Origin of the sequence: Microbacterium protaetiae (genome assembly GCF_004135285.1) — a bacterium.
Taxonomy (GTDB): Bacteria; Actinomycetota; Actinomycetes; order Actinomycetales; family Microbacteriaceae; genus Microbacterium; species Microbacterium protaetiae.
In genome coordinates this window covers 1,219,052-1,242,671 of sequence record NZ_CP035494.1, presented here as the reverse complement: position 1 = coordinate 1,242,671, position 23,620 = coordinate 1,219,052, and the positions used below count along the sequence as shown (strand labels likewise).

The following is a 23,620-nucleotide window of genomic DNA, read 5'->3' as shown; positions in this document are numbered from 1 at the left end:
ATGGGAGGCGACGGAACGGAGCCGACGATGGTGAGCGGTAACGCTGGGCGGGTATCGCATGAAGAACGCAAGCGACGGACTCGTGAAGCCTTGACTTATGCCGCGCGTGGACTGTTCATCGCGCAGGGGTACGGAGCGACAACCACTGACGCGATCGCGAAAGCCGCGGGGGTCTCTCGCGCCACGTTCTATCTGCATTTCCGGTCCAAGGCTGAGATCGTCCTCGAGCAGATGCGCAAGGCCGAGCCCGACATCCTTTCGGACTACCGCGCGCTGGCCACTGTGCCGCTCGAGCAGGGTGCGCTGAAGGACTGGCTGCTTGGCCACGCCGAGACCTGGCGTCGCTACCGCATCGAGTTCAGCGCGATCGCGCAGGCGATGGCCGCCGAGTCCTCTGTGGCCGACGAGTGGTTCGAGTCGTACGGGCACATCGTGGCTGAACTGCCCGAGCTGGTGGCGCGCCTGGTCGAATCCGGCCTCGAGCCCCGTCGCGCCAACGCTCGGCTGACGGCGCTGGCGATGACGATCGACCGTGCGTTCTACTTCGGAATCATTGGCGAGCGGCCCGAATTCCTGGCCACGATCATCGAGGAAATCGCCGCGACGATGGTCTTCGGCCTCGGGTCGCCTCTGACAATTCAATAGACAACTGTCTAGTATTTCGGTTATTCTCTCGGGAGTGCGGCACCGACGCCGCACTCGAAGGAGAGTTGAGACGATGACGTCATCCAACATCGGTACGCAGTCCTCAGCGGGTCACCCCGGGACCCCCGCCGCCCCAGCGTCTTCCTGCCCTGGCGCCGTGCAGGACTTGCCATGGCTCTGACCTTCTCGGTACTGCAGCTGTTGAACGAAGTTGGCACGATGATGGCGATCCCGCTGTACGGGTCGATGAGCACCGAGCTCGTGCTGAGCCCTGGTCAGGCGACCTGGGCGCTGATGAGCACGACCATCTTCGGCGCCGCGACGATCGCGCTGCTGTCGAAAGCTGGCGACGTGTACGGACATCGGCGACTTATGGTCGTCTCGGTCGTGGGTATCACTGTGGGCTTCGTGATCTCAGCGGTCGCCGCGAACTTCATAGTGCTTGTGATCGGCCGTGCACTGACCGGCACGATGGCGGGGCAGGCGCTGTGCGTCGGTATCCTCAACGCCCGCCTGTCCGTCCGTGATCGCACGCGTGCGGTCGCGGTCATCGCCGGAGGACAGGCCATCGGGATCTTCACGGCCTTCCTGCTGGGCGGCGTGATTATCGAACTCGGCGGCACGTGGCGCACAGCATTCTGGACGGGTGGTGTGCTGACGCTATTGAGCCTGGTTGCCTTCCTCATCTGGGGCAAGGACTCGGATGCCCGTCGTAAGGTCGCCGGAACGCGCCACCGTATCGAGGTTGGCGGCGTGCTTCTGCTCGGACTCGGGCTCACGCTGCTGTGCGTCGGCATCGCGCAGTCGACAACCTGGGGTGTAACGTCCCCGACGACCATCGCATTGGTAATCGGTGGCGTGATCGTGCTGCTGGCGGCGTTTCGGGTCGAGTCGAAGGCCAAGAACCCGCTCCTTGAGGTGCGCTTGTTGCGCGGTCGCAACCTCACACCTGCGTATCTCGTCTTCGTGACCCTGGGAGTGTGCGGGATGCTGCTGTACAACCTCACTCTCACACTGCTGGCCTTGCCCGGCGGTGCGCTGGGCGCGGGCTTTGGGTTCACGCCGTTCCAAAGCGCCTTCGTCTTCCTGCCGATGACGGTGGCGGGACTCGTCGCCGCCAAGAGCATCCCGATCCTCGTGCGCCGCCTGTCGGCGGGCGCGGTGCTAGTGATCGGCGGAATGCTGCTGATGGCGGCATTCGCGACGCTGCGCTTCGGTTACGGGTCGCTGATCGCTATTGCTGTGGCGATTCTGATGTTCGGGTTCGGGTACACGACTTTGCTGACGACCGCTCTGTCGGTGATCACCGCCGAAGCACCCAAAGAGACGGCGGCCGGGACCGCCTCGTTGTACGTCTCGGTCGCGCTGGCGTCGTCGTCGCTCGGCAGTGCCATCTTCGCGGCGCTGGAGGCGGCCAACAGTGACGTGGTTGAGGGGGTGGCGATTCCGACCGCGGGGCTATTCGACATCGGGTATGCGGTCGCCGGGGCTGCCGTTCTCGTGGCGATCGTCTGCGGCCTGGTGATCCGTCCGACCAAGCTGATCGAGGCTGTTACCGCGCATTAGCGATTCCTCTTGGTGTGCACATTCACTAGACAGATGTCTAGTGAATGTGGCACACTCGTTCTTGGCTGATCGATGAGCAAGCCGGTCTCGCTCGAGGAGGAGCACATGGAATTCACAGGCGCAGTCGCCGTCGTCACCGGAGCCGGGTCGGGTATGGGCCTGGCCACGGCGCGGGCTCTACACGAGGCGGGAGCCATCGTCTACGGTCTCGATATCGCACCTGCGGTTGTGGATGTGTTCGCAGGCCTCGCTCGGGCGACAGGGCTCGCGATGGACATCTCCGACAGCACCGCCGTCCGGCAGGCCTTCGCCCAGGTCGACGCTGAGCAGGGCGGCCTCGACATCCTCGTGAACGCTGCCGGCGTGAACGCTCCGAACCGTGCTGCACTGGATGCGCTCAACGATGAGAACCGCAAGGTCTTCGACGCTGTGCGCGAGGGACGTCAGCACAACTCGGAGTTCCTCGAGCACGTCACTGACGACGACTTCGATCGCGTCATGAAGATCAATCTCTACGGCATGTTCTACTCCATGCGCGCGGCCGTACCGCTAATGAAAGCGAGGGGTTCGGGCTCGATCGTCAACTTCTCATCGGCTGCGGCCCTCATGGGCGTGACGATGCCCGCCTACTACCCTGCATCCAAGGCAGCCGTGCTCGGGCTGACCCGCGAAGCGGCGACGGAACTCGCGCCCTTCGGCATCCGCGTCAATGCGCTGGCCCCCGGCGCGATCGACACCCCGCTGTTCCGTCAGAGCGACGACGAGTTCGCCGACTTCCTGATCGGCATGCAGCCGATCCGCCGCGCGGCACAGCCCGAGGAGATCGCCCAGATGGTGTTGTTCCTCGCGGGCGCCTCGGCGTCGTACCTGACCGGTCAGACGATCTCGCCCTCGGGCGGGCTCGTGATGGTGTGAAGGAGCGTCCGATGACAATTCCTGTATCGCGGACCAACGCGGCAGACGTCGTCGCCCGCGATGACGTCGACCCCCGGGCGCTCGAGCGGTTCGTCGCCGAGATCGTCTCGGACATCGAGCGCGGCGCCTATGACGGCGTGCACGTGATCCTCGCCCGCGGCGGGCAGAAGGTGCTGGATACGACCGTCGGGTGGGCCGAACGCGCGACTGGCCGCGAACTTCAGCCGAACGACGTCTTCCGCGTGCTGTCGCTGACGAAGGCCTTCACGAACCTCATGGCGCTGCGTGCGGTCAGCGAAGGCAGACTCGCCCTGTCCACCCGGGTCGTCGATCTCATCCCCGAGTTCTTCGGCACCGACCCGTTCCACATGCTCCGCAAGGACCGCATCAACCTCGTGCACCTGTTTACGCACCGCTCGGGGCTGCCTCCGACACCTAACCCGGGGCTGGGACCGGATCGCTTCGGGGTTCTTGCCGATGTCATCGAGGCGCTCTCGCGCGTCGATGTGCTGTTCGAGCCCGGTGAAAACCTGAACTACGCGCCGGCGATCAACCACGCGCTCATGGGAGAGATGGTCCGCCGCGCCTACGGGGCTGAATCCTTCGGCGAGCTCGCCCAGACCCTCCTGTTCCGACCTCTGGGCATGGACGACACCTCGTTCGGTCTGCCGGCCGACCGCGCTGACCGTGCAGTGCCGTTGAAGGCGTACCTGCCCGAGGGCGGTTTCCTGCAGCCGGCCGACATCGAGGGGCTCAACGAGGCGATCACGCCGGATGCCGAGATCCCCTGGGTTGGATCGGTCTCGACCGCCGACGACGTGCACGCCTTCGCCGAGTGGCTGCGCCGCCGCGGCGAGAAAGACGGCCAGCACCTCGTCGCGCCCGCGATCCTCGACCAAGCCACGACGTTGCAGACGGGCGACATGCCCAACGACCTGTATGCCCAGATGGCGCGAGAGCGGGGCTGGGAGATCCCGAAGGGCAACTTCGGCCTCGGGTTCTCGCTGTCGGGCGCGGGGACCGCCCCGAACTTCTTCGGGCCGTTCACCTCGCCGCGCACGCACGGCAATTACGGCGCCGGATCGTCGCTGTTCTGGATCGACCCGGAACGCGACTTCACCTTCACGTTCCTGTCCGCAGGCGTCATGGAGGAAAGCGAGAACGTCGCCCGCTTCCAGAAGCTGTCGACGATGGCCATCGCCGCCGCACTCTGACCGCACACCCCAGAGAACAACGGATTTCGACATGACCGACCTTCTGACCGCCCCAACCGATTACCGGGGGCTGCACACCGCCCACGCATTCGACGCGATGAGCGACGACTACTATCGCGACCCAGCCCGCCATGTGGCCGCCGTGCGCGACGAGCACCCGGTGTTCTGGTACCCGTGGCTGAACGCGTGGATCGTCACCAAGCGCGAGGACATCCTCAAGGTACTCGGGGACTGGACCGAGTTCTCATCGTCGGGCAACACCGCGACGATAGAGGTGCCTGAGAGCTACCAGAAGATCGTGCCGCCGGGGCTCATGGCACAGTTGATCGTCGGGATGGATCCGGAGGACCACACGGTTCATCGCAACATCGCGCTGCGCGGATTCACGAAGGCCCGGATGGAGTCGCTGCGCCCGCAGATCGAGGAACGCGCGCATCGCATCATCGACAAGATCGAGCACCAGGGATCGGCCAACATCATGGCCGAGTACTGCATCGAGCTGACGACCCAGACGATTCTCGCTCACCTTGGGCTCGGGTACGAATACGACGAGCTCATGCGTCGTCTGCGTCGCGACATGGGGCGCGTGCTTTCCTCCGCGCAGGAGGAAATGCCTCAGGAGATGGTCGATGAGGTGTGGGATCGCTTCTCGTCCGCGTTCGCGGAGATGTCACAGGTCGTCGCCGCGCGGCGCGCGAACCCGGGGACCGACTTCATCAGTGAGATGGCCGTCCAGCGCGATGCGGATGGCCAGTACGTGCTCTCCGTCGCGCAGGTGGCCATCAAGGTGTGCGAGTTCGCAATGGCAGGCACCGACAGCACGGCGCAGGCGATGACAAACGCGATCCTGTTCCTGAGTGCGAAGCCGCAGTATATCGACGAGGCCATCGAAGACCCGACGCTGTGGGCCAACGTGTTCGAAGAGACGATCCGTCGGCGCCCGTCATCGCCGTTCGCCTCGCGTAAGGCGATGCACGATCTTGAGCTTTCGGGCGTGCAGATCAAGAAGGGCGACATGGTCTGGGTATCGCTGGCCAGCGCTAACACGGATCCGGCTCACCATGCGGACGCCTGGGATTTCGACATCCATCGCGAGAACCCGCGTGATCACCTCGCGTTCACACAGGGCCGGCACACCTGCCTCGGACAGGAACTCGCCCGCGTCCAGGGTGCCACCGGGCTGAAAGTGCTGTTCGAGCGTCTGCCATCGCTGCGGCCGGCGCCCGACTTCCCCCTCGAATTCATCAAGATGGCGCTGCTGCCGGTGCGCACGAACCTGCCGGTGACCTGGGACGTCGATGACATCGAGAAGTCCAAGAAGAACGTCAAGCGTGAGATGAACCTCACGCTCGTGGGCAAGGACGCCGCCGCTGACGGCGTGGTCGCGCTGCAGTTAGCGCACCCCGACGGCGATTCGCTACCCGAGTGGCAGCCAGGCGCCCATGTCGACCTAGCCGTGCCAGTCGACGGCGGCGTTGTCATCCGACAGTACTCGCTCTCGTCGTCGCCCGCTGATCGAGGTCGATGGCGTCTCGGAGTGCTGCGTGAGACTAACGGTCGCGGCGGATCAGAAGCCGTACACGACCGTCTGCAGGAGGGTGACAGCGTCCGGGTCGGATGGCCGCGCAACAACTTCCGGTTCACCCCGTCGCCACGGTACGTGTTCGTTGCCGGCGGGATCGGCATCACGCCGATTCTTCCGATGATCGAACACGCCGAGGCATCCGGAGCCGAATGGGAGCTGCACTACGGCGGGCGCTCACGAAGCTCGATGGCATTCATGGAGGAGCTCGCTCGATATGGTGATCGCGTGCATCTGGTGCCGGGAGATGAAATGGGTCACCCGGATCTGGAGGGGATCTTCAGCGAGGTCGTCGCCGGCACCCTCGTGTACGCGTGCGGGCCCGAACCACTGTTGAAGGCGCTCGAAGCCGCGCTGGAGCACTGGCCCGAAGACACTTTGCACACCGAGCGCTTCGCGCCCAAGAAGATCGAGCGCTCTGGCGACGACGAGGAGTTCGAGGTCGAGTTCGCGACGTCCGGGCGCACCGTCAGGGTGCCCGTGGGTGTCTCGATTCTGGAGGTTGCCGAGAAGGAGGGGATCACTGCGATCTCGTCGTGTCGCGAGGGGACATGCGGCACGTGCGAGATGCGCATCCTCGCCGGGCAAGCCGACCACCGCGACTCGATCCTCACGTCGAGCGAGCAGCAAGCCAATGAGTCGATGATGATCTGCGTCTCGCGTGCGGCGGGCAGCTGCCCGCGCCTCGTTCTGGACGCGTGAGCGCCCGCTCTCCCTGCTCACGCGAGGTCGATCGTGGCGGAAGCTGCGGGGCGCGCCTCCGTCGCGACGTGTAGGCATGGGCGGGTTGGGTCGTGTCCGGCTTGGTAAGTGGACCGTTGAACCGCCGACGTCGGAGGTTGGTGTTCAACTCTTGGAAACTCGAGGGGATGCCATCATGAGCCCGATCATAGAAGTCACGCGCGAAGTGCTTCTCGCCCGGAGGGATGACGTGCGCGTGAGAACGAGTTTCCCACCGACGAGTGGGATGTTCGCGATGATCTCGACTCGATTGCGTTCCTCCTCGGCGAGCGCGACTTCGCGGAGTGACCGTGGCTGCTTCGGCTGTTGAACGCGCCCAGACGTTCGCGACCTGACCAGGACGGTCCAGGGCGTGCTATCTGAGTCGCCCCGCTTCCGCGCGACGGCACCGCAATTCCCTTTCGTTCAGATTTCGGTCTTTGACGGCGACGGCGCTCGGATCGCTAAGCTTCCGCTCTTCGTCAGCGCCAAGCATGTCGGTGGCGGGAAGCTGTCGCAGAGAAGCTGGTCAGACCGTGGTGACTCCGCTGATCACGGTTGCGCTCACACCCGCGCGGCATCCATCTTCGCGATCAGCGCCGGTCGGCGCGCGTAGCGCGCACGCAGCTCAGCGAGGTACTCGCCGGCGAACTCGGGCCGGCCCGCCGCGAGCGCGGCCTTGCGCAGTTCCCTCATGCGGCGCACCGCGCCCGGATACACGCGGGTGTTCGCCTCGACGAGCCGGTCGTCGATCAGCTGCGCCATGACCGGGAGCACCGCGACCGGGTCGATCTTCGCGTAGCGGGCGACCAGGTCGTCCCACTGCTCGGCCAGCAGCGACCGGCCCTCCTCGGCGGCCAGCAGCGCCTCGCTCCACGCCCGCGCGACGTCGCCCGCGTCGAGAAGGTACGCGATCAGCTCCCACGCCTTCTGGCGCATCCGTTCGATCGCAGCTTCGCGGTGCGTCGGCCAGTCGCCGCCCGTCGCGTGCTCCCATCGACGGGCATTGGCGGCCGTCGGCCAGCGGTCGAAGACCGTGGATGCCGCGGCCGCGGCATCCTTCGCCCCCGATGCTGTCACCAGCTCGGCCCAGAGCTCACCGCATTCCTGTTGCTGAAAGTCGCCGCCCGGCACGCTCATGCCCTCGTGCGCGACGGTGATCGCACGCTCGATGAACCCCGCTTCGTGCAGGGCCTTCGCGGCCTCGGCACGCAGGTGGGCCCTCGGCAGGTCGCCGCCGTGGATGCGCACGATGGCCTCTTCCGTCCTTGTTGGGGATGTCGCGGGCCAGGGTCATGACTTAAGGATGCCAGGCGCGTGGGCGTGCGTCGGAGATGGCGTTACGTGAATCCGGTGCAGGACGGCCGGCGTCGGGCCGGCGTCGGCTGGACAGGGCTGTCCGACGTCAGCGTTACCGTGAGCCTCGATGGGGGTGCGCGCCATCGCCGACGTTGTTCGGGAAATATCGTCTTTCCGGTGAGAGCGGAATAGAATGATTTCCCGAACGAGGAGGACATGATGGAGAAGAGCGCGCCAAATTCTGAGGGAGAACTTCTCCAGCGTGCGCGCGACCTCATCTCCGCACGCCTGCCTACGGGCTGGGCGCTGAAGGCGCTGTCTCGAGGGGCAGGAGACGAAGGCGCGGACGTCGCGTTCGCGTTGTCGGCACCTGACGGACAGGTGGGAGTCGTTTCAGTGGACGTCAAACGCGCTGTCAGCGGCGCGGGAGCTCTTGGTACTGCGAGGTCGCTCCTGGCGAGTTCGGCTACGACCGGGACTGCGCCCATGCTCATCACTCGCTACCTGGCGCCTCCGACGCGCACGATGCTCCGAGAAGCCGGAGTTGGCTACGCCGATGCGACCGGCAACCTCTACCTCATGTTGGCTGTCCCTGCGCTCTACCTCGCCGACCGCGGTGCCGACAAGGATCCCTGGCGTGGCGCCGGGCGACCGCGGGGAACACTCAAGGGCGAGCCGGCGGCGCGTGTCGTGCGGGCTCTGCTTGATACCGACCGTTCGTGGCGCGTTCGTGATCTCATCAGCGCCTCGGGTGCATCGACGGGCGCCACATATCGAGTGCTCGAGTACCTCAATGACCAGGAGTTGGCGGCGCGAGATGAGAGGGGAGCTTGGTCTGTTCCGAACTGGGAGCGACTGCTCAGGGCCTGGGCTGAAGACTGGAACTACCTCACTGAGACAACGGTGCGGCGCTACATCCACCCGCGCGGCCTGATCCGTGTGCAGGCAGCGGCAGCAGCATCCTCTCTCTCCTATGCGGTCACCGGTGCGACCGCTGCAGCGGAATGGTCAACGGTGGCACCCCAGCGAGCGCTGTCGTTCTACACCGAGGGCGCCGCTGCGGCGGCCGCGGAGTGGGGCTTGCGCGAGACAGATGCCGGCGCCAACGTCATACTTCTTGAGCCTCGGACAACTCGTTCATTCGTGTTCCAGAACAGGGGAAGAACGGCAGACGGGCTCGCCCGTGTCGCCCCCGCGCAGGCGGCCGTAGATCTTCTCAACGGCCCCGGTCGCGACCCAGCCGAGGGAGAGGAACTCATCACGTGGATGCGGGGAAACGAGGCGTCATGGCGGATCTGAACGATGCCACGGTACGCGCGCGGAGTGTGCTGCTCGATGCTCTTGACGCCCTTGAGCCACACCTTCCATCGGTCATCTTGATTGGTGCTCAAGCCGTGTACCTGCACACGGGTGGTGCCGACGTCGCACTTGCTGAGTTCACCACTGATGCCGATGTGGCAATTGATGTGCGCACAGTCTCGGACGATCCATTGATCGAACAGGCGATGCTCTCCTCCGGGTTTGTCGCGCAAGTCGGTGGCAGCAGCCCTGGAACATGGATGTCGCCCACAGGCGTGCATGTCGATTTGATGGTGCCCGACGCCATCGCAGGTGCAGGGCGCCGCGGTGTGACAGCTCCCCCGCACGATCGCCGCTCGATGCGTCGCACGGTCGGGATCGAGCCGGTGCTCGTAGACAACACCGTCATGACGGTGGGTGCCCTCAGCGCCGAGGATAGGCGAACGTGCGATGTCCGGGTTGCGGGGCCAGCGGCCCTCTTGATCGCAAAGGTGCACAAGGTTGCCGAACGGCGTGACAACCCTCTGCGCCGCGACAACAAAGACGCGCATGACATCTTTCGGCTACTCGTTGCGATCGAGACGAGCGAGCTCGCCCGCGAGATCGGGAGGCTGCTAGGGGATGAGGTATCCGTCGCCGCGACGCGCAAAGGGCTTCGGATACTCGAGGAGCTGTTCGCGAAGAGTTCCGATGCGCTTGGGGCGCGCATGGCAGGAGCGGCAGAAGTGGGCATCGGTGATCCCGAGCAGACTGCTGTAGCGGTAAGCCTTCTGGCCGCCGACCTGGTTGCAGCCGTGGAAGGCCTGCGTTGACTCACACCCGCGCGGCATCCATTCGCTTCAGCAGTGACCGGCGTCGCGCCTAGCGAGCACGAAGCTCGGCGAGGTGCCCAGGCGATCACATCGGCTCGCGCTACTCCGATCTGCATATGCGCCCGCATTTCGCACGCGCGAATGCAGATATCTGTAGCGCGAGCGACGTGGAGCTCGCGCCGGGGCGGGCGACGGGGACGGGCGACCGGGGCACCTTACGACACCGCCTGCGCCCCCAGCACCACCGCCAGCTCGAGCTTGTCGGCACCCTCCGACCCGGGCTCGGCGGTGTAGACCATGACCCGCAGGTCGTCGCCGGCGACGGCGAGGATGTCGCAGTCCAGCTCGATCGCACCCACGAGCGGATGGTCGATGATCTTATGCCGCGACTGCTCGGCCGCAGCATCCAGCGCCCCCGCCCACAGCTCGTCGAAGGCCGCGCTCGCCTCGCGCAGCTCGGCCACCAGAGCGCGCAGCGGCCGGTCGTTCGGATACCGTGCGGCGGTCAGCCGCAGGTCGGCGACGAGCCTGGCGACCTGATCGTCGTGCTCCTGCGCGCTCTGCCGGGCGCGCGACCCGCTGCCGACGAGGTTGCGCCACACCGCGTTGCGGTCGTTGCCGCGCAGTTGCGAGGTGTCGCCCATGAGTGCGTCATACGGCGCGTTGGCCTGAATGAGGTTCCACGCCGCGTCGTACACCGCGACGGGCGTGTTCGCCAGACGGTCGAGCAGGCGCTGCACGCTGGGCGCGACGTGCGTGGGCACGATGCCGGGTCCGGGCGCCGGCATCCCCGCCCCCAAGAACAGCCGCTCGCGCTCGGTGCTCGACAGGCGCAGCGCCCGCGCGAGCGCCTCGACCACCTGCGTGGACGGTGAACTCGCGCGGCCCTGCTCGAGCCGCGTGAGGTAGTCGACCGAGATGCCGGCCAGTCGTGCGAGCTCTTCGCGGCGCAGACCCGTCGCGCGCCGATGCGCGCCCTGCGGCAGCCCGACATCGCCCGGGACGACGCGATCACGCCACTGGCGCAGCATCCGCCCGAAATCACTCACCTGACCAGCGTGGCACTTTCACGCCCGCGTGTGGTGGCCCTGTCAGTCCTACGAAGCGCAGGGTTCTGGTGCGGGATGCCGCACCCGCGCACGATCGAAGCATGACATCAATTCTCATCACCGGCGCCAACAAGGGCCTCGGCAAGGCCACCGCCCGCCTGCTCGTCGAGCACGGACACACTGTGTATATAGGGGCGAGGGATACCGCGCGCGGCCGTGCCGCCGCAGACGAGATCGGTGCGCGGTTCGTGCAGCTGGACGTGACCGACGACGCCTCGGTCGCCGCGGCGTTCGCGCAGCTCGACACTCTCGACGTACTCGTCAACAACGCGGGTATCGCCGACGGTCTGGGTCCGGCTGAAGACCTGAGCGGCCCCAGTGTGCTGCGCACGTTCGACACCAACGTCGTCGGCATCGTGCGCGTGACCGAGGCGGCCCTGCCGCTGCTGAAGCGTTCGGGCAACCCCGTCGTGGTCAACGTGTCCAGTGCCCTCGGGTCGTTCTGGGCCACGCATGAGCCCTCGCGCCCGGCCTTCTCGTTCCCGTCGATCGCCTACGGATCGAGCAAGGCGGCCGTCTCGATGCTGACGGTGCAGTACGCGAAGGCGCATCCGGAGGTGAAGTTCAACGCCGTCGAACCCGGCGTCACGGCAACTGACCTCGGTGACGGCGGCGCACATCACGGGCGTCCAGCAGACCAGAGCGCGCAGATCGTCGCGCGGCTCGCCGAGATCGGGCTCGACGGCCCGACCGGCACGTTCTGGGAGGATGACGGGCAGCTCAGCTGGTGAGTCCCGTGGATGCCGCGGCGCGGCATCCACGGACTTCAGTGCGACAGGGATTCGCGTCAGCGCAGGGCAGAAAGCGCGTCTGCTTATCCGCGTCATCCCGCAGGCGTCCCTGACCCCAGACCGGGGACGGGCGACCCCTCAGCGTTCGGGCGACTCTTCTCGAACCTTTTCGGCCAGCGCTGGAAAGCTCTGCGTCACGGTCTGCCACAGCAGTTCCACGTCGACCCGGTCATAATGGTGCACCACGAAATCACGATGTCGGGCGGCCTGCCGCCATGACGGATGTGAGAAGCGACCGGGGTCTGCAGCCACCAGGCGCTTCGCCAGATCACCGACCCGATTCGAGAGCGCCTCGAAGGCGAGGGGCAGGGCCGGATCGGTGTCGAAGGCAGCCTTTCCGCGGCCGGCCAGTTCTTCGCTGCGAGCCAGGGCGAGTCCGAGATCCCAGAGCCACCGAGATATCCGTTCGGCGTCGTTCACAGTGCCACCGCGTCATTGATGACTCCGCGATCTCGCACGTCGTCGAGCGCTGTGGCCGGCGTGGCCGAGACCGGAACACCCAAGAGCACTTCGAGGTCAAGTTCAAATTGTGCGATGTCGAAAAGGGTCGTGCCCGCTTCGGGCGTGACGAGAAAGTCGACGTCGCTGTCGGAACGCTGATCTCCGCGCGCCACCGACCCGTAGACGCGCACGTTGCGCAGCCGGGATGCCGCGGCCAGCCGTTCGATCACTGGTGCGAGCTGCCGCAGACGATCGAGCGTGACTTCCCCCGCGGCGGGTGTGGCGAGACGCCGATGTGCCGGGACGGAGAGCAGAACCGCCTCCGGCCGGCGGTGAGCACCGATGATCACGGGCTCGGCCTCGGGGTCGGACCGGAACCGGGCGATCAACCCCGAAAGCCCCGCGCGGGCGTCGGCCACGGGCATTACGTCCATACCGACCTCCAAAGATGTACAACTAATTGTACGTCTTTGGACAAGGCGAGAGCAGCCTGGTGCGAAGACGCGTGGCCGCAGTTCTCAACGGCCGCCTATGCTCCGACGGCACGCATCGCCAGTCGCGCAAGCTCGTCCGCATCGATGCCCGGCCAGCCGTGCAGCATCCCCTTCCACTCCGACGGAACCTCGCTGGCACCGAAGACGGCCCCGGCCAGCGCCCCCGCGATGGCGGCCACAGTATCGGTGTCGTTGCCGCCTCGCACGGCGCGGAACAGCGCGTCGGGCAGCGACCTCGCGTGCGCGACGGCCGACAGCGCACCCTGAAAAGCGCGGACGACCCAGCCGTTCTCGGCCGCGAAGTCGCGGGGGTGGGATGCCACGGCCAGAGCCTCGTCGATGAGCGGAAGCCACCGTGCCCGGGCGGCGGGATCGTACATGTCGAGAGCGGCATATATGTCGAGTTCGCCGGTGTCGATCGCATGCCGGATCGCCAGACACCACAGCGCGCAGGCGTCGACGTTGTCCTGCTCCCAATGGGTGAGCTGCGCGACGCGCCCGGCCGCCGCTGCCAGCTCGGCGGGGCTACGGTGCAGATAGCCGAGCGCGACGGGAGCGGTGCGCATGAGCGATCCGTTGCCGGCGCTGCGTCCGGATGCCTCGTGCGTGCGTGCGGCCAGGGCCGCGGCATCCCGCGCCGTCGGCGAGGCGAGCCGGGAGAGGATGCCGCGGGTCTGTGCACCGACGTCCTTCGCGTCACGCGACCAATCACGCCAGGTGACGACGATCTCGTCGAGAGCCGCCTCGTCTTCGAGCGTGCGTCCCTGCGCGAGAATCTGCAGGATCGGGATGGCCATGCTCGTGTCGTCGGTCCACTCGCCCACGCCGTGCCCGAACACGCCGACCCCGAACCGAGGGGTGACCTCGTCGGGCAGTGTCGGCCCGGACTCGTACTGCGATCCGAGCGCGTCTCCGGCCGCCTGGGCGATCATCGTGCCCACGACGCGGTCGAGCTGTACGGGGTTCATGCGGTCTCCCGAGGGTGAGGTGGCCTGTCGACCGAGTATCGCACCCGCGGGGGCGGCCCACGGCGTGGCGGTAGCGTGGCGTGCACACCCCCCGGAAGGAGTCGCACATGCCGTTGTATCTGGAGGATCTCGAGGCCGGGCAGTCGTTCACCAGCCCTGGGCGCACCATCACCGAGGCCGACGTGGTCTCGTTCGCGGCCTGGACCGGTGACAACAACCAGGTGCACACCGACGTGGAATTCGCGAAGAACACGCGCTACGGCCAGCGGATCGTGCACGGCATGCTGGGGGCATCCCTCTGTCTCGGATTGATAGCTCGTACCGGGGTCTTCGAGGGCAGCGCGGTGGCGCTGCTGGGCATCGACGGGTGGCGGTTCGCCGCGCCGGTCTTCATCGGCGACACCGTCACCTGCACGGTCGAGATCCTCTCCACGCGACCAACCTCGTCGGGCGAGTACGGCATCGTCGAGCGGCAGGTGATGCTGCGCAATCAGCGCGGCGAGACCGTGCAGTCGGGGCGGATGGACGTCATGGTGCTGCGCCGTCCCCTCGACGCGTAGGGAACGGCTGTCGGCGGCTCTCACTACGCTGTGGGGATGGCACCGCAGCAGCTTCCTCCGCAGACCCTGAGCCTGCGCGCGAGCCTCGTGGGCAGCGAGCCCGAGATCTGGCGCGAGATCGAGATCGCCGACGGGGTGTCGCTGGCGCAGCTGCACCAGGTGCTGCAGATCGTGTTCGGGTGGCAGCAGTCGCACCTGCACCGGTTCAGTGAGCAGGATCCGTGGTCGTCGCGCCGCGGCATCCCGCGCATCGGCCCCGAGCCGCGCGAATGGCTCGACCAGTGGAGCCTGATCGAGCAGGACGGCGACGGGGAAGACGAAGCCGAGGCCATTCTGGCCGATGCGTTCAGTCGGGGTGGGCCGCTCTGGTATGAGTACGACTTCGGCGACGGATGGGTGCACCGCATCGAGATGATCGGCAGCCGGCTCGCAGAGATCGGCGAGCCGTTGGTGCGGCTCGTCGCCGGTGCCCGGCGCGGGCCGTTCGAAGACTCCGGCGGCATCGGGGGATACGCCGAAAAGCTCGCGATCATGGCGGACCCGCGGCATCCCGAGCACGCCGAGATCACCGAGTGGGCACGATTCGTCGCAGGACCGTGGGGGTCGATCGACCCCGACGACGCCGACCTCGACGGCGCCCGCAGCGAGCTGGAGCTGCTGACCGGGGCCCCGCCGGCCGACATGTCGGGGCTGGTCGACTCCGCACGCGGGGTTGTGGACGATTCGCCGATCGTCGAGTTCGCATCGAACCTGCCGGTGCCGTACCGCACGAATCTACGCCGGCACCTGCGCGCGACCGGCGTGCTCGACCCGGTCGAGCTCGACGAGGCGGCCGCTGCGGCGCTGATGCGCCCGTATCTGTGGTTGCTTGATCACATCGGCGACGGTGGGCTCACATTGACGCAGGCGGGGTGGATGCCGCCGGCCGATGTGGCCGCGGCCGTCGAGGCGCTGGAGCTGAGACTGGTCTACGGCAAGGGCAATCGCGAGCAGAGCACGCGCGAGGTCGCCGGACTGCGCGAATCGGCGACGCAACTGCGTCTGATCCGCAAGATCAAGGGGCGACTCGAACTGACTGCGCGTGTCCGCACGATCAGGCACGACCCGCGGGCGGTATCGGCGCAAATTGCACATGCGCTGCTGCCGCAGCGCATGGACGACGCGGAGCGGATCGCATCGGTCGTGCTCGTCCTGGGCCTGGCGGACGGCACCTTCACGACATCGGATGAGGCCCGCGCGGCGGTCGTCGACATCGTGAACGGGTTCGGGTATCGCGATCAAGACGGGCGGCAGCTGGACCGATACTGGTTCCGGCCGCTCACCCGATCGGTGCAGGATGTGCTGACCGTGGTTGGACTGTGGCGATGGGTCCCCGGTGGTGAAGCCCCGCCCACGGACGCGTTGCGCGCGTTCGCGCGGATGGCGCTGCGGTGAGCGCATCTGCCGACTGCGCGCGAACGTGACCGCTTACGATGTCACGTACTTCGCGCTCGCCGCAGCGCTTGGGGCACGACTGATCACCGCCGACGCGGGGAGTGAGTGGGCTCGCCACCTGCGAGTTCGTCGCCATCGAAGAGCCGCGCGCGACCACTGCCCGACCCGCGGCATTCGGCGTATCGTGCACACCGTCGCCGTGCGGTGCCGCGGCCGAAAGGAGATCGACATGGGATCACGTTCCGGGGTGCGCTTGCGCGACATCCCCACGAGGCTGGCAACGGGGGCATACATCCTGCACTCCGGCATCACGAAGCTGAAGGCGGGCCCCGAGCAGGTCGCGGGCGTCTACGGCGGCGCGACGGGCGCGTTCCCGGCGCTGAAGCGCATTCCACCCCAGCGGTTCGTCCGGATGCTCGCGATCGGCGAGATCACCGTGGGCTCGCTGCTTCTCGTGCCGTTCATCCCGACGTGGGTCGCCGCCGCGGCGCTGACCGTGTTCTCGTCGGGACTGGTCGGCATGTACCTGCGCACGCCGGCGCTGCGCAAGCCCGGCAGCATCTGGCCGAGCCAGGCCGGCACCGCGATCAGCAAGGATTCGTGGATGCTGGCCATCGGCCTGGGCATGCTCATCGGGTCGGCCGAGGACGACGGGGATTGAACGGGCGAACCTGCGTCTAAACGGGCGAACCTGCGTCTAAGCGGGCGAACCTGCGTCTAAGCGGGCGAACCTGCGTCAGCCGAACACTTCCACGCGACAGGGGACGTGGGGGGCGCGAGCGATGCGCGCGTCGCCGGTGATCAGCGGAGCGCCGAGGTACTCGGCGAGCGCAACGTAGCCGGCGTCATACGTCGAGAGGTTCTCGCGGAGTTGCCACGCTCGGTCGCTCAGCAGCGCCCATGGCCACAACTCGATCAGTAACGCCTGCGTCGCTCGCCGCGCCGCGTCAGCCTGCTCGGGGGTGAGCCGGCGCCTGAGGGCGAGGCCGCGCAGGGCGCTGTCGACCTCAGTCGGCAGCAGGTGCGGCGCGAACATCTTCGTGGCGCTCAGGCGATCAGTGAGGGCGGATGCCACGGCTGAACGAGACGCGGTGACGGCGACGATGGCCGAGGCATCAACGACGACCAGCTCAGCGGCGTCGGCGTCAGGGCCGGCCCGCATGCACGGCCTCGACGATCTCGTCCATCGACAGGTCGGGGTATGACTGTGCGGCCAGCCGTGCGCGCGAGAGCGCCTCGAGCGCACTGGGTGTCGTGGCTATCTGGCGCAACTGCGCACTCAGATACTCCTGCAGCGATCGGCCCGAACGCGCCGCGCGGGCGGCGAGTTCATCCCGGACGTCGTCGGGAACGTTGCGGACGGTGATGGTGACGGCCATGAAAGCAGTTTACTGTCAGTGCAGGCATAATGCATGCACTTTTCGCCTTCCCAACGTTTGTCGGACTCAACGTGTGTCGGTGGCACGCGCTTCGCGCTGCTCGAATCTGCGTGCGCTGCTCGGATCGGCGTCGCCCCGCGCTTCGCGCTGTCCCTTTCCGCGTTCGCGCCTGACATTCGCATGCGCGAACGCAGATTCGGGTAGCGCGTCGCGCCGGGGCTGACCTGGTGGCGGTGGCGGGGCTCGTCGCGCTACTCGGATCGGCGTGCGCTATCCGGATCGGCGTGCGCTGCCCGGATCTGCGTGCGCTGCTCGGCTCGGCGTTGCCCCGCGCTTGGCGCTGTCCCTTTTCGCGTTCGCGCCTGACATTCGCATGCGCGAATGCAGATTCGGGTAGCGCGTCGCGCCAGGGCTGACCTAGCGGCGGTGACGGGGCTCCTCGCGCTGCCTGGATCGGCGTGCGCTACCCGGATCTGCGTGCGCTATCCGGATCGGCGTGCGCTACCCGGATCTGCGTGCGCTGCTCGGCTCGGCGTTGCCCCGCGCATCGCGCTGTCGGTTTCCGCGTTCGCGCCTGACATTTGCATGCGCGAACGCAGATTCGGGTAGCGCGCCACGATGCGGCCCGTCGCCGCGCGGCGACGGGTGGTGACATCGTCGCCGTGCGCCGGCACCGGCGAATCGCCGGGTGTCCGCGGCACCTCGTACCCTTGATGCAGCATGGATCTGGAAGAACTCGACCGACTGTGGGAGCGGCATCCCGCCTGGCGGGTGCTGCGCGCCCAGAACGCGCCGCTGATCCTCTCGTTCCTGGGCCGCCGGTTCATCGACGACAATCGCGGTGCGGTGCCGCTGGGCGAACTCGTCTCGGCGCTCGACGACGAGTTGTTCGCCATTCACCGCGCTTCTCCGGAACGTTACGCACAAGACGCTGCCGCATATATCGACAGCTGGTCCGATCCGAAGGCGGGCTTGCTACGCCGGTTCTATCCGGCCGGTTCTGAAGAGGTGCACGTCGAGGCGACGCCTGCGCTCGAGAAGGCGTATCGCTGGGTCGAGAGCCTGAAGGCCCGCTCGTTCGTCGGCACCGAATCGAGACTGCAGACCCTCGTCGACCTGCTGCGCCAGATCGTGCACGGCTCGCAGACCGACCCGGCCGAGCGCATCGCCGAACTTGAGCGGCGCCGTGACGCGATCGAGAGCGAGCTCGCCGAGGCCCGCGAGGGCCGGTTCGCCGTGCTCGACGACACCGCCTTGCGCGAGCGCTACCAGCAGTTCTCGGCCACGGCCCGCGAGCTGCTCGGCGACTTTCGTGAGGTCGAAGACAACTTCCGCGCGCTCGACCGCTCGGCCCGCGAGAAGATCGCCGGCTGGGAGGGCGGCAAGGGAGCTCTGCTCGAAGAACTCGTCACCAGTCGCACCGATATCGCGTCGTCCGATCAGGGGCGCAGCTTTCAGGCGTTCTACGACTTTCTGCTCTCCGAGGGCCGGCAAGACGAACTCGCTGACCTGCTTGCGGCGATACAGGGGATGCCGCAGCTCGACGCCGATCGCCGGGTGCGACGCGTGCACTACGACTGGGCCGACGCCGCCGAGCGCACCCAACAGACGGTGCGCGCGCTCTCCGAGCAGTTGCGCCGCTTTCTCGAAGACCAGGTGTGGGTGGAGAACCGCCGCGTGCTCGACCTGGTGCGCGCGGTCGAGGCGTCTGCGCTGGCCGTGCGCGACCGCCCGCCGGCGGGCCTCGGTCTCGACGTCGATGAGCCGGGTCTGCCGATCGCGCTCGTGTTCGAGCGACCGCTGTACGACCCACAGCCCGATGTCGTCGTCGACAGCATGCCCGCACCCCAATCGGTCGACGAGCTCGAACTCGATGGCCTGTTCGCACAGCACTTCGTCGACACCGCGCGGTTGGCCGGCAACATCCGTGCCGTCGTGCCGCCGCGTTCGACGGTCGCCCTCGATGACATCGTCGCGCTGTACCCGGTCGAAGAGGGCGCCGCCGAGATCCTCGGCTACCTGTCCCTGGCCGACGACGACCTCGCCGTTGAGATCGATGAGCGCGCCGAAGACATGACCATCGACTATGTCGACACGACCGGCGCTGCGCGCCGGGTGAGAATGCCGAAAGTGACGGTGAGTCGCCGGTGAGAAGCCCTGACGAGCAGGCGGTGGCGACCGCCATCATCGCGCTGATGCGTGAGGTGGTCTACCGTGATGTGCCCGCGCACGAAGCGGTGTGGGAGGCCCTGGCGCGGTATCGGTCTGCCGTTGCCGACCACTTCGCTGACATCGGGGTGGATGTCGTCGTCGACGAGACCGAGGGATACGCCTACCTGCGCACGCGCGAACCCGAAGAGGGCGAGGAGCCGCTGCCGCGCCTGGTCCGGCGCCGCAGCCTCACCTACAACGTGAGCCTGCTGCTCGTGCTGCTGCGCCGCCGCATGGTCGAGTTCGAAGCATCCGGCGAGGTCGGCAAACTCGTTCTCACCCGCGACCAGATCGTCGAGCTGCTGCGGGTGTTCCAGGCCTCCTCCACCAATGAGGCGCGCATCGTCGAGCAGGCCGACCGCACCATCGCGCAGGTCGCCGACCTCGGGTTCCTGCGCGAGCTGCGCGGCCAGCGCGGGGCCTGGGAGGTGCGGCGCATCCTCAAGGCTTACGTCGACGCGCAGACGCTCTCAGATTTCTCGGCGCGGCTGACCGCGTACGCGGGCAGCGACAAGACGGCGGGGGATGCCGCAGACCCGCCGGCTGCGACACCTGTGCTGACCGAGCGTGAGCGAGCCGAGGCATCCCGAATCGTGGGCGAAGGGGGTCGATGATGACCGATGCTCTGTTCTCGGCCCTCGAGGTCGACGGCGCGAACCCGAGCGAGAGCGGCTACCGGCTCGCCCGCGTCGAGGTGTACAACTGGGGCACCTTCGACAAGAGCGTGTGGTCGCTGCAGCCCGACGGGCGCACCGCGCTGCTGACCGGCGACATCGGCAGCGGAAAATCGACGCTCGTCGACGCGATCACCACGCTGTTGCTGCCCGCGCACCGTATCGCGTACAACAAGGCCGCCGGCGCAGAGGCCAAGGAACGCACCCTGCGCAGCTACGTGGAGGGGCACTACAAGTCCGAGCGCAACGAGGCCACCGGGGCGTCTCGCCCGGTCGGGCTGCGTGATCACACCTCGTACTCGGTGATCCTCGGCCGGTTCACGAACATCGGGTACGGCGAGTCGGTGACCATCGCGCAGGTGTTCCATCAGAAAGACCGCAGCGGCGGACAGCCCGAGCGGTTCTTCGTGACGGCATCGGTGCCGCTGTCGATCGATCCCGATTTCAGCCGGTTCGGCTCTGACCTGAAGGCGCTGCGCGCGCAATTGCGCGCCCGCGGTGCCGACATCGACAACACCTTCCCCGAATATCACCGCCGGCTGCGGCGTCTGCTGGGCATTCCGTCCGAGCAGGCGATGGATCTTTTCCACCAGACGGTGTCGATGAAATCCGTCGGCAACCTGAACGATTTTGTGCGCGATCACATGCTCGAACCCGTCGATGCGTCCGACCGGGTGCGGGCCATCGTCGACCATTTCGACAACCTCGTCACCGCGCACGAGGCTGTGCGCACCGCCACCGAGCAGCTCGCAGTGCTGGGCCCGCTGGTGGCCGCCGCCGACAGGTTCGAGCTGGCTGCGACCAGACACCGCGAGCTGTCCGATGAACGCTCGGCGGTGGTCCCCTTCATCGCCGAACGGGTGCGCGAACTCGCCGCGGCGGGGGTCGCAGCGGCCGATGGCGAGCTTGCCGACGCCGACGCGCGCAAGGGTGAGATCGGCGGGGCACGGGACGCCCTCGTTCCTGAACGCGACCGGCTCGTGCTCGAACGTGCAGGCGTCGGCGGTGACCGGCTGAGCGCGCTGGAGCACGAGATTCCGCAGGCGCACGCCGTGCACGAAGAACGCGTCGAACGGTTCCGCGCCTACAGCGCGCAGCTGAGCGCCCTGGCGATGGAGCCCGTCGAGACAGAAACCGACTTCCGCGCGCGTGTCGAAGCTGTCGCCGCAGGCCGGGCACGGCTCGACGACGACCGCACAGCGCTGCGCGCACGACAGGAGCCGCTGTTCGACCGGCGCGCCGAGGTGCGGCACGCTCGGCGGGGAGTGTCCGACGAGCTCGAGGGACTTGCCACCCGCCGCAACAGCCTGCCCGCCGACCTCGATCGCGTGCGGCACACCCTGTGCGCCCAGCTCGGCCTCGACGAGACCGAGGTGCCGTTCGCGGCCGAGCTTCTGGACATCCGCGACGACTTCGCCCCGTGGCGCGGCGCCGCCGAGCGCGTGCTGCGTGGGTTCGCCCTGTCGCTGCTGGTGCCGCAGCGCCTGTACTCGCAGGTGTCGCAGTGGGTCAACGACAACCGGCTGAACGCGCATCTCGTCTACCTGCGGGTGGCCGAACGGCGCGTGCGCACCATCCCGGCCGCGCATGAGGGGCCCCGGCTGGCCGACGCGGTCACCGTCGAACCAGGATCGTTCGAGGAGTTCCTGCGCGGCGAGCTGGAACGCCGTGCCGACCACGTGCTGGCCTCATCGGTCGCCCAGCTGCAGCAGGAAGACCGCGCCGTCACCGTACAGGGCCTGATCCGCGACCGCGACCGGCACGAGAAGGACGACCGGCGGGCGGTCACCGATCCGCGCTCATGGGTGCTGGGCCGCGGCAGCGAAGAGAAACTCGCCGCTTTGCAAGCCGAACTCGCCGAACACGACGACGCGCTCGCCGAGATCGAACATGCCCTGGCGGCCATCGATACGGATGCCGCGGCCCTGGCCGCACGCGGGCAGGCACTTGCCGCCCTCGAGCAATATTCGGCGTGGCAGCCGCTGGATGTGACGGCGGCGGCGGCTCAACTGGCGACCCTGGAAGACGAGCGCCGTGCCCTGGTGGCAGGGTCGAGTCGACTGACGGCGATCGATGAGCAACTGGCCGGGCTCGACGCCGAAGACGCGCGGCTGCGTGCAGAGTACGACGACGTCATCGGCCGGATCGGCGCGCTGCGCACCACCCGCGACACCCTCGCCCAGCGTGAGAGGCGTGAACAGGAGACGATCGCCTCGCTCGACGACGATGTTCTCGCTCGTGCGCGGGCACTGTATCCGAGCCTGTCCGAGCGCGCCGGGCGCAAAGACCTGCGCACGATCGACGGCTGCGACCGGCTCGCGCAGACGCTCATCGGTGGGCTCAACAGTGCCATCGACGCCGCCCAACGCGAGATGAACGGCTACACCACCAGCATCCAGCAGCAGATGGGCGAGTTCCTGCGGCGTTGGCCGGCGCTGCGCGACGAGATGGATGCCGACATCCGGTCGATCGGCGACTTCCGCGCGCTGCACGAACGTGTGCAGCGCGATGACCTGCCGCGATTCGAGAGCGAGTTCCGGCACCAGCTGAACACGAACGCCATGCGAGAGCTCGTCGGCTTCAATGCGTGGCTGCGCAAGCAGGCCGACGAGATCCGCGTGCGCATCGAGACGATCAACCAGGCGCTCGAAGCGATCGACTACAACCCCGGGCGGATCATCGTGCTCGTCGCCGAGCCCACCGTCAACCAAGAGGTTCGGCGGTTCCGCAGCGACCTGCGCGAGGCGACGACCGACGCGCTGGCCACCGACGGAGGTGATCCCGAGCGGCAGTTCGAGCAGATTCGTGCACTCATCGAGAGGTTCAAGGGTCGGCCTGGTCACGCCGAGACCGACCGCACCTGGACTCGCCGCGTCACCGACGTGCGCACCTGGTTCACGTTCGCCGCCAGCGAGCAGGATCGCACCACCGGCGAGGAATTCGAGCACTACACCGACTCCGACGGCAAATCGGGCGGACAGAAAGAGAAGCTCGCCTACACGATTCTTGCGGCATCCCTCGCCTATCAGTTCAAACTGCAGTGGGGCCAGGTCGCCTCGCGCGACTTCCGTTTTGTCGTCATCGACGAGGCGTTCGGACGGGGGTCGGATGCCTCGACCCGGTATGCGCTGGAGCTGTTCGCCAAGCTCGGCCTGCAGCTGCTGATCGTCACCCCGCTGCAGAAGGTGCATGTGATCGAGCCGTATGTCAGCGCGATCGGCTTCGTCGACAACCCGACCGGGGCAGCCTCACGGGTGCGCACGCTCACGATCGAGGAGTTCCGCGAGCAGCAGCGGGCGAGCGCGCTGGCGGCGGCGGAGCGCGCGTGATGACGCTCGTTGGGCTCCCGCGCGCTGAGCGAGCCGCGCAGGTGCGGGCCGCGCCCGTTGGGATCCCGCGCGCTGGGCTTCCGCTCGTTGAGCTCCCGCTCGGTGGGCTTCCGCGCGTTGGGCTCCCGCGCGTTGAGCGAGCCGCGCAGCGGCGAGTCGAAACGCACAGGACGATCCG

General features: G+C 67.4%; 21 protein-coding genes. 14 read left to right on the top strand and 7 right to left on the bottom strand.

All coding sequences use genetic code 11. The features are described from left to right. The first annotated feature begins 90 nt into the window (after window positions 1-90). The 5 genes from ET475_RS05715 to ET475_RS05695 all read left to right on the top strand — a co-directional run bounded on the left by ET475_RS05715 (window position 91) and on the right by ET475_RS05695 (window position 6,624). Entirely contained in the window at window positions 91-645 is a 555-nt protein-coding gene (locus ET475_RS05715; protein WP_207205420.1) for a TetR/AcrR family transcriptional regulator, read from the top strand. Window positions 646-816: 171 nt separating this feature from the next. Next, entirely contained in the window at window positions 817-2,211 is a 1,395-nt protein-coding gene (locus ET475_RS05710; RefSeq protein WP_129387025.1) for an MFS transporter, read from the top strand. Window positions 2,212-2,316: 105 nt separating this feature from the next. Then, window positions 2,317-3,126: an SDR family NAD(P)-dependent oxidoreductase gene (locus tag ET475_RS05705; RefSeq protein WP_129387022.1), complete on the top strand. Its 810-nt coding sequence runs from the start codon at window positions 2,317-2,319 to the stop codon at window positions 3,124-3,126. A gap of 11 nt (window positions 3,127-3,137) precedes the next feature. Beyond that, window positions 3,138-4,340, top strand: coding sequence for a serine hydrolase domain-containing protein (locus ET475_RS05700; protein WP_129387019.1), 1,203 nt, complete (start codon window positions 3,138-3,140; stop codon window positions 4,338-4,340). A gap of 31 nt (window positions 4,341-4,371) precedes the next feature. Beyond that, entirely contained in the window at window positions 4,372-6,624 is a 2,253-nt protein-coding gene (locus ET475_RS05695) for a cytochrome P450 (protein ID WP_129387016.1), read from the top strand. A gap of 582 nt (window positions 6,625-7,206) precedes the next feature. Here the strand turns inward: ET475_RS05695 and ET475_RS05690 are convergent. After that, window positions 7,207-7,893 carry a hypothetical protein gene (locus tag ET475_RS05690; protein ID WP_129387013.1) on the bottom strand — a complete coding sequence of 229 codons (687 nt, stop codon included), beginning with the start codon at window positions 7,891-7,893 and terminating at the stop codon, window positions 7,207-7,209. Window positions 7,894-8,427: 534 nt separating this feature from the next. Between ET475_RS05690 and ET475_RS05685 the strand changes: the two genes are divergently transcribed. Both ET475_RS05685 and ET475_RS05680 read left to right on the top strand, forming a co-directional pair. Further along, window positions 8,428-9,240, top strand: coding sequence for a hypothetical protein (locus tag ET475_RS05685; protein WP_129387010.1), 813 nt, complete (start codon window positions 8,428-8,430; stop codon window positions 9,238-9,240). Next, entirely contained in the window at window positions 9,228-10,052 is an 825-nt protein-coding gene (locus tag ET475_RS05680; RefSeq protein ID WP_207205419.1) for a hypothetical protein, read from the top strand. Before ET475_RS05685 ends, ET475_RS05680 begins: the two co-directional genes overlap by 13 nt. A gap of 215 nt (window positions 10,053-10,267) precedes the next feature. On the opposite strand, the gene ET475_RS05675 is transcribed toward ET475_RS05680, so the two are convergent. Continuing rightward, window positions 10,268-11,101, bottom strand: a complete 834-nt coding sequence (locus ET475_RS05675; protein ID WP_242497785.1) for a helix-turn-helix transcriptional regulator — start codon at window positions 11,099-11,101, stop codon at window positions 10,268-10,270. A gap of 101 nt (window positions 11,102-11,202) precedes the next feature. On the opposite strand from ET475_RS05675, the gene ET475_RS05670 reads away from it, so the two are divergent. Further along, a complete protein-coding gene (locus tag ET475_RS05670; protein ID WP_129387007.1) occupies window positions 11,203-11,892 on the top strand; it encodes an SDR family NAD(P)-dependent oxidoreductase in 690 nt (229 codons plus the stop codon). Window positions 11,893-12,030: 138 nt separating this feature from the next. Here the strand turns inward: ET475_RS05670 and ET475_RS05665 are convergent, their stop codons facing one another. The 3 genes from ET475_RS05665 to ET475_RS05655 all read right to left on the bottom strand — a co-directional run bounded on the left by ET475_RS05665 (window position 12,031) and on the right by ET475_RS05655 (window position 13,855). Next, complete coding sequence (locus tag ET475_RS05665; RefSeq protein WP_129387003.1) at window positions 12,031-12,372, bottom strand: HepT-like ribonuclease domain-containing protein; 342 nt, start codon at window positions 12,370-12,372, stop codon at window positions 12,031-12,033. Further along, on the bottom strand, window positions 12,369-12,827 hold the full coding sequence (locus ET475_RS05660) for a nucleotidyltransferase domain-containing protein (protein ID WP_207205418.1): 459 nt from the start codon (window positions 12,825-12,827) through the stop codon (window positions 12,369-12,371). The genes ET475_RS05665 and ET475_RS05660 overlap by 4 nt, the downstream gene beginning before the upstream one ends. Before the next feature lie 95 nt (window positions 12,828-12,922). Continuing rightward, on the bottom strand, window positions 12,923-13,855 hold the full coding sequence (locus tag ET475_RS05655; protein ID WP_129387000.1) for an ADP-ribosylglycohydrolase family protein: 933 nt from the start codon (window positions 13,853-13,855) through the stop codon (window positions 12,923-12,925). A 107-nt stretch (window positions 13,856-13,962) separates the two neighbouring features. On the opposite strand from ET475_RS05655, the gene ET475_RS05650 reads away from it, so the two are divergent. The 3 genes from ET475_RS05650 to ET475_RS05640 all read left to right on the top strand — a co-directional run bounded on the left by ET475_RS05650 (window position 13,963) and on the right by ET475_RS05640 (window position 16,510). Then, window positions 13,963-14,415, top strand: a complete 453-nt coding sequence (locus ET475_RS05650) for a MaoC/PaaZ C-terminal domain-containing protein (RefSeq protein ID WP_129386997.1) — start codon at window positions 13,963-13,965, stop codon at window positions 14,413-14,415. Between the two features lie 36 nt (window positions 14,416-14,451). Continuing rightward, on the top strand, window positions 14,452-15,849 hold the full coding sequence (locus ET475_RS05645) for a plasmid pRiA4b ORF-3 family protein (protein WP_129386994.1): 1,398 nt from the start codon (window positions 14,452-14,454) through the stop codon (window positions 15,847-15,849). Window positions 15,850-16,078: 229 nt separating this feature from the next. Then, on the top strand, window positions 16,079-16,510 hold the full coding sequence (locus ET475_RS05640) for a DoxX family protein (RefSeq protein WP_129386991.1): 432 nt from the start codon (window positions 16,079-16,081) through the stop codon (window positions 16,508-16,510). Between the two features lie 75 nt (window positions 16,511-16,585). Here the strand turns inward: ET475_RS05640 and ET475_RS05635 are convergent, their stop codons facing one another. After that, window positions 16,586-17,011 (bottom strand): type II toxin-antitoxin system VapC family toxin, encoded by a 426-nt coding sequence (locus ET475_RS05635; protein WP_129386988.1) that lies wholly within the window; start codon window positions 17,009-17,011, stop codon window positions 16,586-16,588. Then, on the bottom strand, window positions 16,995-17,228 hold the full coding sequence (locus tag ET475_RS05630; RefSeq protein ID WP_129386985.1) for a FitA-like ribbon-helix-helix domain-containing protein: 234 nt from the start codon (window positions 17,226-17,228) through the stop codon (window positions 16,995-16,997). Before ET475_RS05630 ends, ET475_RS05635 begins: the two co-directional genes overlap by 17 nt. A 720-nt stretch (window positions 17,229-17,948) precedes the next feature. Here ET475_RS05630 and ET475_RS05625 point away from each other — a divergent pair. The 3 genes from ET475_RS05625 to ET475_RS05615 are packed head-to-tail and all read left to right on the top strand — an operon-like array spanning window position 17,949 to window position 23,442. Then, window positions 17,949-19,379 carry a DUF3375 domain-containing protein gene (locus ET475_RS05625; protein WP_129386981.1) on the top strand — a complete coding sequence of 477 codons (1,431 nt, stop codon included), beginning with the start codon at window positions 17,949-17,951 and terminating at the stop codon, window positions 19,377-19,379. After that, complete coding sequence (locus ET475_RS05620) at window positions 19,376-20,053, top strand: DUF4194 domain-containing protein (RefSeq protein WP_207205417.1); 678 nt, start codon at window positions 19,376-19,378, stop codon at window positions 20,051-20,053. The genes ET475_RS05625 and ET475_RS05620 overlap by 4 nt, the downstream gene beginning before the upstream one ends. Next, window positions 20,050-23,442 (top strand): ATP-binding protein, encoded by a 3,393-nt coding sequence (locus tag ET475_RS05615; RefSeq protein ID WP_207205416.1) that lies wholly within the window; start codon window positions 20,050-20,052, stop codon window positions 23,440-23,442. The genes ET475_RS05620 and ET475_RS05615 overlap by 4 nt, the downstream gene beginning before the upstream one ends. Window positions 23,443-23,620: the final 178 nt, after the last annotated feature.

Excerpts from the sequence above, each read along its gene's own strand:
- ET475_RS05660 (WP_207205418.1), bottom strand. The coding sequence starts at position 12,827 with ATGGACGTAATGCCCGTGGCCGACGCCCGCGCGGGGCTTTCGGGGTTG.
- ET475_RS05645 (WP_129386994.1), top strand. The coding sequence starts at position 14,452 with ATGGCACCGCAGCAGCTTCCTCCGCAGACCCTGAGCCTGCGCGCGAGC.
- ET475_RS05695 (WP_129387016.1), top strand. The coding sequence starts at position 4,372 with ATGACCGACCTTCTGACCGCCCCAACCGATTACCGGGGGCTGCACACC.
- ET475_RS05710 (WP_129387025.1), top strand. The coding sequence starts at position 817 with ATGGCTCTGACCTTCTCGGTACTGCAGCTGTTGAACGAAGTTGGCACG.
- ET475_RS05635 (WP_129386988.1), bottom strand. The coding sequence starts at position 17,011 with ATGCGGGCCGGCCCTGACGCCGACGCCGCTGAGCTGGTCGTCGTTGAT.
- ET475_RS05650 (WP_129386997.1), top strand. The coding sequence starts at position 13,963 with ATGCCGTTGTATCTGGAGGATCTCGAGGCCGGGCAGTCGTTCACCAGC.
- ET475_RS05615 (WP_207205416.1), top strand. The coding sequence starts at position 20,050 with ATGATGACCGATGCTCTGTTCTCGGCCCTCGAGGTCGACGGCGCGAAC.
- ET475_RS05625 (WP_129386981.1), top strand. The coding sequence starts at position 17,949 with ATGGATCTGGAAGAACTCGACCGACTGTGGGAGCGGCATCCCGCCTGG.
- ET475_RS05630 (WP_129386985.1), bottom strand. The coding sequence starts at position 17,228 with ATGGCCGTCACCATCACCGTCCGCAACGTTCCCGACGACGTCCGGGAT.
- ET475_RS05680 (WP_207205419.1), top strand. The coding sequence starts at position 9,228 with ATGGCGGATCTGAACGATGCCACGGTACGCGCGCGGAGTGTGCTGCTC.
- ET475_RS05655 (WP_129387000.1), bottom strand. The coding sequence starts at position 13,855 with ATGAACCCCGTACAGCTCGACCGCGTCGTGGGCACGATGATCGCCCAG.
- ET475_RS05640 (WP_129386991.1), top strand. The coding sequence starts at position 16,079 with ATGGGATCACGTTCCGGGGTGCGCTTGCGCGACATCCCCACGAGGCTG.
- ET475_RS05685 (WP_129387010.1), top strand. The coding sequence starts at position 8,428 with ATGCTCATCACTCGCTACCTGGCGCCTCCGACGCGCACGATGCTCCGA.
- ET475_RS05705 (WP_129387022.1), top strand. The coding sequence starts at position 2,317 with ATGGAATTCACAGGCGCAGTCGCCGTCGTCACCGGAGCCGGGTCGGGT.
- ET475_RS05670 (WP_129387007.1), top strand. The coding sequence starts at position 11,203 with ATGACATCAATTCTCATCACCGGCGCCAACAAGGGCCTCGGCAAGGCC.
- ET475_RS05700 (WP_129387019.1), top strand. The coding sequence starts at position 3,138 with ATGACAATTCCTGTATCGCGGACCAACGCGGCAGACGTCGTCGCCCGC.